7 protein-coding genes are annotated in these 7,811 nt (G+C 59.0%); 4 read left to right on the top strand and 3 right to left on the bottom strand.

The annotated features are described in order from the left end of the window. The first annotated feature begins 203 nt into the window (after positions 1–203). The 3 genes from ACLD9W_RS11605 (at position 204) to nuoN (ending at position 3,922) form a co-directional block, all read left to right on the top strand. Positions 204–854: a hypothetical protein gene (locus tag ACLD9W_RS11605; protein WP_410842165.1), complete on the top strand. Its 651-nt coding sequence runs from the start codon at positions 204–206 to the stop codon at positions 852–854. Between the two features lie 113 nt (positions 855–967). Beyond that, positions 968–2,467, top strand: a complete 1,500-nt coding sequence (locus ACLD9W_RS11600; RefSeq protein ID WP_410842164.1) for an NADH-quinone oxidoreductase subunit M — start codon at positions 968–970, stop codon at positions 2,465–2,467. Between the two features lie 9 nt (positions 2,468–2,476). Continuing rightward, positions 2,477–3,922, top strand: a complete 1,446-nt coding sequence (nuoN, locus tag ACLD9W_RS11595; RefSeq protein WP_410842163.1) for an NADH-quinone oxidoreductase subunit NuoN — start codon at positions 2,477–2,479, stop codon at positions 3,920–3,922. A gap of 218 nt (positions 3,923–4,140) precedes the next feature. Here the strand turns inward: nuoN and ACLD9W_RS11590 are convergent, their stop codons facing one another. From ACLD9W_RS11590 to ACLD9W_RS11580, 3 genes are all read right to left on the bottom strand, one after another. Further along, the gene (locus ACLD9W_RS11590; protein ID WP_410842162.1) at positions 4,141–4,944 is read right to left on the bottom strand and encodes a carbon-nitrogen hydrolase family protein; all 804 of its coding nucleotides are present in this window, start codon (positions 4,942–4,944) and stop codon (positions 4,141–4,143) included. Between the two features lie 56 nt (positions 4,945–5,000). After that, positions 5,001–5,870 (bottom strand): DUF808 domain-containing protein, encoded by an 870-nt coding sequence (locus ACLD9W_RS11585; protein WP_009426772.1) that lies wholly within the window; start codon positions 5,868–5,870, stop codon positions 5,001–5,003. A gap of 108 nt (positions 5,871–5,978) precedes the next feature. Continuing rightward, the gene (locus ACLD9W_RS11580; protein WP_410842161.1) at positions 5,979–6,872 is read right to left on the bottom strand and encodes a LysR family transcriptional regulator; all 894 of its coding nucleotides are present in this window, start codon (positions 6,870–6,872) and stop codon (positions 5,979–5,981) included. Positions 6,873–7,030: 158 nt separating this feature from the next. Between ACLD9W_RS11580 and ACLD9W_RS11575 the strand changes: the two genes are divergently transcribed. After that, positions 7,031–7,687, top strand: a complete 657-nt coding sequence (locus ACLD9W_RS11575) for an NAD(P)-dependent oxidoreductase (protein ID WP_410842160.1) — start codon at positions 7,031–7,033, stop codon at positions 7,685–7,687. The last annotated feature ends 124 nt before the right edge of the window (positions 7,688–7,811 follow it).

Below are 7,811 nucleotides of genomic sequence, written 5' to 3'. Positions count from 1 at the left end.
GCGGGTGTAATCCTAGGGTGCGTTCCGAGGCGACTGGCCTGTTTGGTTGCTATGGTACGCTGATTTGAACATACAAGGGTGTGTGGCTCTGCCACGCACGCGGATAAAACCAAAGGCAGCCTGAAACTCCGCAAACAGCCGTGCCCACCACAGACGTCATTCTCGCGCAGGCGGGAATGACGGGTGTAAATAGGTATGTATAAATGAAATTAACAAGTTATGTGGTAAAGCATGATACCGGCTTTGCCCCCAATCCGTATTACGGTTTTTTAACTTTGGCAACCTGCAAGCCGAAGATCAGGCAGAGTGCCAATATCGACGATATTCTTGTCGGCACCGGTTCTGCACGGGGTGTCGGCAATAATAAAATTATTTATGTCGGTGTTGTCTCTGAGGTGTTGAGCACGATAGATTATTCTATTGATCCGCGCTTTGAAGCAAAAAAACCAAGTAATCAAGACGAAAAGGCGAAAAGAGGCGACAACATTTATTACTGGCAGGATGGGCAATGGCAGCAGATTAAAAATATCTCGCATGGCAAAGGCGAAATATATGATGATTTGCAGCCCAATCGTATCTTGGTTTGCGAAAAATTTTGGTATCTCGGCAATCAGGCTAAGATGATTCCTGAAGAATTTTTAGAAATAGTAAAAATCGGCCCCGGCCATAAAAATACTATAGATGAAACTTTAATAAACGATTTTATGAAATGGATAGGACAGTTTCCTCGAGGAGTAATGGGAGAACCAAGCAGTTTAAGTTTCTGTAGCTCCGACAAGATTCCCGCCTGCGCGGGAATGACGGCAGTAGAAGCAACACCGTTTTCAGACGGCCTCAAAAGCAGCCTGAAATAACAGAGGCCGTCTGAAAGGCTACCTGAAAACCCGAAAGGCCGTCTGAAACCCCTTTACCCAACCCACCCACGCAACCCAAACCGAATTATTTTTACAAACCACAGGCAAACACTATGTTTTCAAACAACCTACTCAGCTTGGCAATCTGGGTGCCGATAGCGGCCGGTATTCTGGTCTTGGCGACCGGTTCCGACCGGCGGGCGCTGTTGGCGCGCATTCTTGCGCTGATTGGCGCGGCGGCCGGATTTTTGGTAACGCTGCCGCTGTTTACCCGTTTCGACCGTTTGAGCGGCGGCTTCCAGTTTCAGGAGTTCCACCAGTGGATTCCCACGCTCAATATCAACTACGCACTGGGGGTGGACGGTATTTCTGTGCTGTTTGTCATTCTCAACGCCTTTATCACGCTGATGGTGGTGCTGGCGGGCTGGGAAGTGATACAGAAGCGGCCGGCGCAGTATATGGCGGCGTTTCTAATTATGAGCGGCCTGATTAACGGCGCGTTTGCGGCGCAGGATGCCCTGCTGTTTTATGTGTTTTTCGAGGGTATGCTGATTCCGCTGTATCTGATTATCGGCGTGTGGGGCGGCCCGCGCCGCGTGTATGCGTCGGTGAAGCTGTTTCTCTATACGCTGATGGGTTCGCTCTTGATGCTGGTAGCGATGGTGTATCTGTCGTATCAGGCAGGCGGCAGCTTTGCGATTGCCGATTTCCAGAATCTGAAACAGATTCCGCTCGGCATCCAACAGATTTTGTTTGTCGCCTTTTTCCTGTCGTTTGCCGTGAAAGTGCCGATGTGGCCGGTGCACACCTGGCTGCCCGACGCGCACGTTGAAGCGCCGACCGGCGGCTCGATGGTGCTGGCGGCGATTACGCTGAAAGTGGGCGCATACGGCTTCCTGCGCTTTATCCTGCCGATTCTGCCCGACGCGTCGCGCTTTTTCGCACCGGCGATTGTGGTGTTGAGCCTGATTGCGGTGATTTACATCGGCATGGTGGCGCTGGTGCAGACCGACATGAAAAAACTGGTGGCCTATTCGTCCATCAGCCATATGGGTTTTGTTACGCTGGGCATGTTCCTGTTTCTCGACGGCCGTCTGAACGACTGGGCGCTCAAAGGTGCAATCATGCAGATGATTTCGCACGGCTTCGTTTCCGCCGCGATGTTTATGTGCATCGGCGTGATGTACGACCGCCTGCACACGCGCAACATCGCCGATTACGGCGGCGTAGTGAATGTGATGCCCAAGTTTGCCGCCTTTATGATGCTCTTTGGCATGGCCAACGCCGGTTTGCCTGCGACTTCGGGCTTTGTCGGCGAGTTTATGGTGATTATGGGTTCGGTTGAAGTGAATTTCTGGGTGGGCATGCTGGCCGCGCTGACGCTGATTTACGGCGCGTCTTACACGCTGTGGATGTACAAACGCGTGATTTTCGGCGCGATTACCAACCCGCATGTGGCCGAGATGAAAGACATCAACGCCCGCGAGTTTCTGATCTTGGCGGTGTTGGCCGCCACCGTGTTGGGTATGGGCTTGTGGCCGGAGCCGTTTATCGCCGTGGTGCATCAGGCGGCCAACGATCTGATTACCCAAGTGGCGCAAAGCAAGATTTGAGGTGTGTGAATGAATATGAATAGTTTGAACCTGCTCCCCGCACTGCCTGAAATCGTGCTGCTGTGCGGCCTGTTTTCCGTGCTGCTGATTGATTTGTGGCTCAAAGACGGTCAGCGCCGCGTTACCCATTATCTGAGCCTGCTTGTGCTGGCGCTGGCCGCTGCCGCGCAGTGCTATGTCTGGACGCCCGTCGCCGTCAGCATTTTTAGCGATATGTATCTTTCAGACGGCCTCTCGCAGCTGGCCAAGCTCACCATGTACGCCGCGCTGGCCGCCGCCTTCGTTTACGCCGCGCCCTACAACCGCGCGCGCGGCATTTTCGGCGGCGAGTTCTACACCCTGTCGCTGTTCGGCCTCACCGGCATGAGCATGATGGCGAGCGCGGGACACTTTCTCGTTGCCTACATCGGGCTGGAGCTGCTGTCGCTGTCGCTTTACGCCATGATTGCCCTGCGCCGCGATTCCGCCCGCGCCGCCGAAGCCGCGCTAAAATATTTTGTTTTGGGTGCGCTGGCATCCGGCCTGTTGCTTTACGGCGTTTCCATGATTTACGGCGCAACCGGTTCGCTCAACTTCGCCACCATTCTCGCCAACAGCTACAGCGGCCTCGATCAGCCCTGGCTGATGAAACTGGGCTTGATATTCGTCGTTGTCGGCATCGCCTTCAAACTCGGCGCCGTGCCCTTCCATATGTGGGTACCCGACGTCTACGAAGGTGCGCCGACTTCCGTTGCCGCCATCGTCGGCAGCGCGCCGAAAATGGCCGCTGCCGTGTTCGCCGCCCGCATCCTCTACGGCGCGATGGACAACGAACACGCCGATTGGACGCAGATGCTGGCCGTGATTGCCGTCGCCTCCCTGCTTGTCGGCAACCTCGCCGCCATTATGCAGACCAACCTCAAACGCATGCTGGCCTATTCCACCGTCTCGCACATGGGCTTCGTGCTGCTGGCCTTCCTCGGCGGCAGCATCAGCTTCTCCGTCGGCCTCTACTATGCGCTTACCTATGTCGCCACCGCGCTGGTTGGCTTCGGCGTGCTGATGCAGCTTTCCGACGAAACGGCCGACTGCGAAACCATCGCCGACCTGGCCGGTCTCAACCAGCGCAACGCCTGGTATGCCTTCCTGATGCTGCTTACCATGTTCTCGATGGCCGGTATCCCGCCGCTGGTTGGCTTTTACGCCAAATTCCAGGTGATCCAGCTTCTGGTCGGCAAAGGCTATCTGTGGCTGGCCGTGTTCGCCGTCGTTATGTCGCTGATCGGTGCCTTCTACTACCTGCGCGTCGTGCGTACCATCTACTTCGACGAACCGCAAAACGTCCGCATCAGACCGGGCAGCGCGGTGGCGAAAGCCGTACTCTCGGCCAACGCCCTGCTGCTTCTGCTGTGGGGCATCCTGCCGCAAAGCGTGATGGACTGGTGCGTACAGGCCGTGCAGACCGCCGCAGGCTGATTGCACAGATACACAGAGGCCGTCTGAAACCCCGTTTCAGACGGCCTTTTTCGTTGTGCTCTTGGCAAGATGCGACGGCAAACGGAAGCGGCAAACAAACGTCATAGCCGCAGAAAGCAAAAAGGCCGTCTGAAAGCGCGAGATCCGCTTTCAGACGGCCTTTGGTACCTGTCCGCAACAATCAGGGCAAATCCCCAGTGGCCTTTTTCAGACGGCCTCTATAAAACCCGGTGCGCCAGCGCGGGCAGCCGCGTGCGGACGCTGTTGAGGCGCACGGGGTCGAGGTCGGCGGTGATCACGCCCTCGCCTTCAGGCAGAACGGCGAGGATGTCGCCCCAAGGGTCGACTATCATGCTGTGGCCGAAAGTGCGCCGCCCGCTCTCGTGCGTGCCGCCCTGTCCCGCCGCCAGCACATAGCACTGGTTTTCCACCGCGCGGGCGCGCAGCAGCAACTCCCAATGCGCCTTGCCCGTGGTGTAGGTGAAGGCGGCGGGCAGCAGCAGTGCGGCGAAAGGGGCTTGGGCGCGGAAAAATTCGGGGAAACGCAGGTCGTAGCAGATACCCTGCGCCAGCGGCCAGCCGTCGGCGGCCAGCTTCGGCACGCTGCCACCCGCCGCGATGGTGTCGGCTTCGGCGTAACGCTCGCCCAAACCCGAGTAGCCGAACAGGTGCATTTTGTCGTAGCGGCCGAGCAGAGCCCCGTCGCGCCCGTATACCAACATGCTGTTGAGCACCTTGCCTGCTTCGCCGCTGTGCAGCGGAATAGTGCCGCCGAACAGCACCACGCCGCATTCGGCGGCGGCCTCTGCCAAGGCCGTCTGAAAACGCCCCGCGCCGAAGGGTTCGGCAAGGGCGAGCTTGTCTGTGTCGGCGTGTCCCATCAGCGGCCAGTATTCGGGCAGCAGCACCCAGCCCGCCCCCGCGTCCGCCGCTTGGCGCACCAGGCGGCGCATGGCGCGGATATTGGCTGCGGGATCGGCGGAGGAAACCATTTGCACCACGGCGGCGCGGATTTTTTCCATGTTTTTTTCCTTTCAGACGGCCTGTTCGTGTCAGATAGGCTGATTGCCAATCGCTCCTAATGCCTGCCAAACAGCTTCATCAGTGGCAGCACCACGGCGCAGGCCGCCGCGCCCGCCAGCAGGCCGACGGCCATGGCGGCAATCGCGCCCGCCAAACCGTCGTGTATGCCCACATGGTGTAAAAAGTCTGCCAAAACAGGCAGATTGTGGGCAATCAGGCCGCCGCCGACGAGGAACACCGCCAGCGTGCCCGCTACGCTCAGGCCGCGCATCAGCCACGGCATCAGGGCAATCAGGCCGTGCCCCAAGCCTTTGAGCGCACCGCCGCGGCGGATGAAAAACAGCCCCAAGTCGTCGAGCTTCACAATCACCGCCACCAGTCCGTACACAAACACCGTCATGCCCACACCGATCAGCAGCAGGGCGAGCGTGCGGTCGAGCAGCGGCGCACCCGCGCCCACCGTGCCCAGCGCGATGATGATGATTTCCGCCGACAGGATGAAATCGGTGCGGATGGCGCCTTTGATTTTCGCCTCTTCGCTGTCCAATTCGTCGGGCACGGCCTGCGGCGAATGTCCGGCAGCGGGGCGGCGGAAAAACTTGTGCAGCAGCTTTTCCACGCCCTCAAAACAGAGAAACAGCCCGCCCAGCATCAGCAGCGGCGTAATCAGCGCGGGCAGCAGCCACGACAGCAAAAGCGCGGCCGGTATCAGGATGAGCTTGTTGGCCAGCGAGCCTTTGGCCACGCGCCAGACGACGGGCAGCTCGCGCTCGGCCGACACGCCAGTGACCTGACCCGCGTTGAGCGCCAAATCGTCGCCCACCACGCCGACGGTTTTCTTGGCGGCGGCCTTGGTTATCAGCGACACGTCGTCGAGCACCGAAGCGATGTCGTCGAGCAGGGTAAAGAGGGAAGCGAAAGCCATAGCAGCCTTTCTCGGACGGTTTGTCCCAACGGAAAGAGCGGATTATACGGGCAAAGGCCGTCTGAAAAGCAGGTTTTGCGTCCAAACAGCCGTTTCAGACGACCTTTTTCAGACGGCCTTTTCTCCCTCTTTGTCGAACTCCTGCAAAAGAATGTCCAACACCGCCTGCGTGCGGGCGGACTGGATGCGGTAGGGCGTGACCGCGTACACATCCACGGAAGGCAGCGTCCAGTCGGGCAGCACGGTTTTCAGACGGCCTTCTGCCAAATCGGCGGCGATGTCGCCGTCAAGAAACAGCGCGAGCCCCAAGCCCGCCTTTGCCAGTTCCGCCAGCGCGTTGAGCTGGCCGCAGTAAATGCCTTGCGACGTGTCGAGCTCGAAAAAATCCGTGCCGCGCCGCATCGTCAGGCGCGCGGGCAGGTAGCGCAGCCAGCGGCAGGACGCCAAATCCTGCGGCGCGGCAACGGGGTGTTCTGCGAGATAGTCGGGCGAGGCGCAGATCAGCCAGCGCTGGCGCGTCAGCAGGCGGGCGACCAGATTTTCGTCATCGAGCGCGTGTTCCCCGCCGCGCAGGGCGATGTCGGCATCGCCGCGCTGCAAGTCGATCAGGCCGTCGCCGAACAGCAGCTGCGGGCGCACGGCGGGGTGGTCGCGCAGCAGGCGTCTCAGGCTGCGGTGCAGCGCGGGATGGGCGGCCATGGCCGAGGGCAGGGTGATTTTGATGCTGCCGCCGACGTCGGTATTGACCTGCCCGAGTGTGGCAAACGCCTCTTCGGTGCAGCGCAGCAGACGGCGGCACGAATCCGCCAGCGCCCGCCCCGCGTCGGTGGGCGTGAGCGAGCGCGTGCTGCGGTTGAGCAGCTTCACGCCGTAGGTGCTTTCCAAGCGGCTGATGTGCTGGCTGACGGCCGACGGAGTCATGTCCAGTTTTTCGGCGGCGGCCGACATCGTGCCGCATTCGAGCAGCGTGGCGAAGGTGAGCAAAGATTTGATTTCCTGCATGGGGTCTCCTGTTTCTGCACAGGCCGTCTGAAAACGGTTCAGACGGCCTGATTGTGAAGCTGTACTTAATTTGAAAGTAAGCCCGCAGGCTATTATCGCGCCGCCTCTTTGTCAATAAAATGCGCGGCATTGTTAACCCAATACAAGAAAGGCACATCATGAAAATCGCAGTTATCGGCGCAACAGGCTTGGTCGGCAATGCCGTGGTACAGGAATTGGCGCAGCGCGGCCACAGCGTTACCGCGTTTGCCCGCAATACAGAAAAAGTGTTCCAAGCGGGCAATGTCGATGCCGTATCCGCCGATGTCAACGCGCCTGATTTTGCAGCGCAGCTTAAAGGTTTCGATGCCGTGGTCAGTGCGTTCAACCCCGGCTGGGACAACCCGAATCTGGCTGCCGATTTCACACGCGGCGCGGACAACATCGTCGCGGCGGCGCAGGCGGCGCAAGTGCCGTATTTATTGGTCATCGGCGGTGCGGGCAGCCTGAATGTCGCGCCCGGTCTGCAACTGGTGGACACGCCCGATTTTCCGGCCGACGTGTATCCCGGTGCCAACGCCGCCCGCGAGCTGCTGAACCGCCTGCGCGAACGCCGCGATGTCAACTGGGCGTTTCTCTCGCCCGCCGCCATGTTTGCCGTAAACCCCGTGAAATTTGAAAAAACCGGCGCATACCGCATCGGTGCGGACGACGTATTGCTCAACGCCGACGGCTCGCCCGCCGACATCGCCCTGCCCGACCTGGCCGCCGCGATTGCCGACGATGCGGAAAACAAAGCGCATCTGTTTAAACGCTTTACCGTGGCCGAAAAATAAGCGGCAGGCCGTCTGAAAACTTTTGGGGCTGTCCTAGATAACTCAGGAGATTCCGTTTAAGTTAGAATTTTCCTTATGAGAAAAAGTCGTCTGAGTCAGTACAAACAAAACAAACTGATTGAGC

Origin of the sequence: Neisseria sp. WLZKY-1 (assembly GCF_046546535.1) — a bacterium.
Taxonomy (GTDB): domain Bacteria; phylum Pseudomonadota; class Gammaproteobacteria; order Burkholderiales; family Neisseriaceae; genus Neisseria.
Note: the sequence above shows the minus strand (reverse complement) of the source record. Positions and strands in the feature narration are given on the sequence as shown.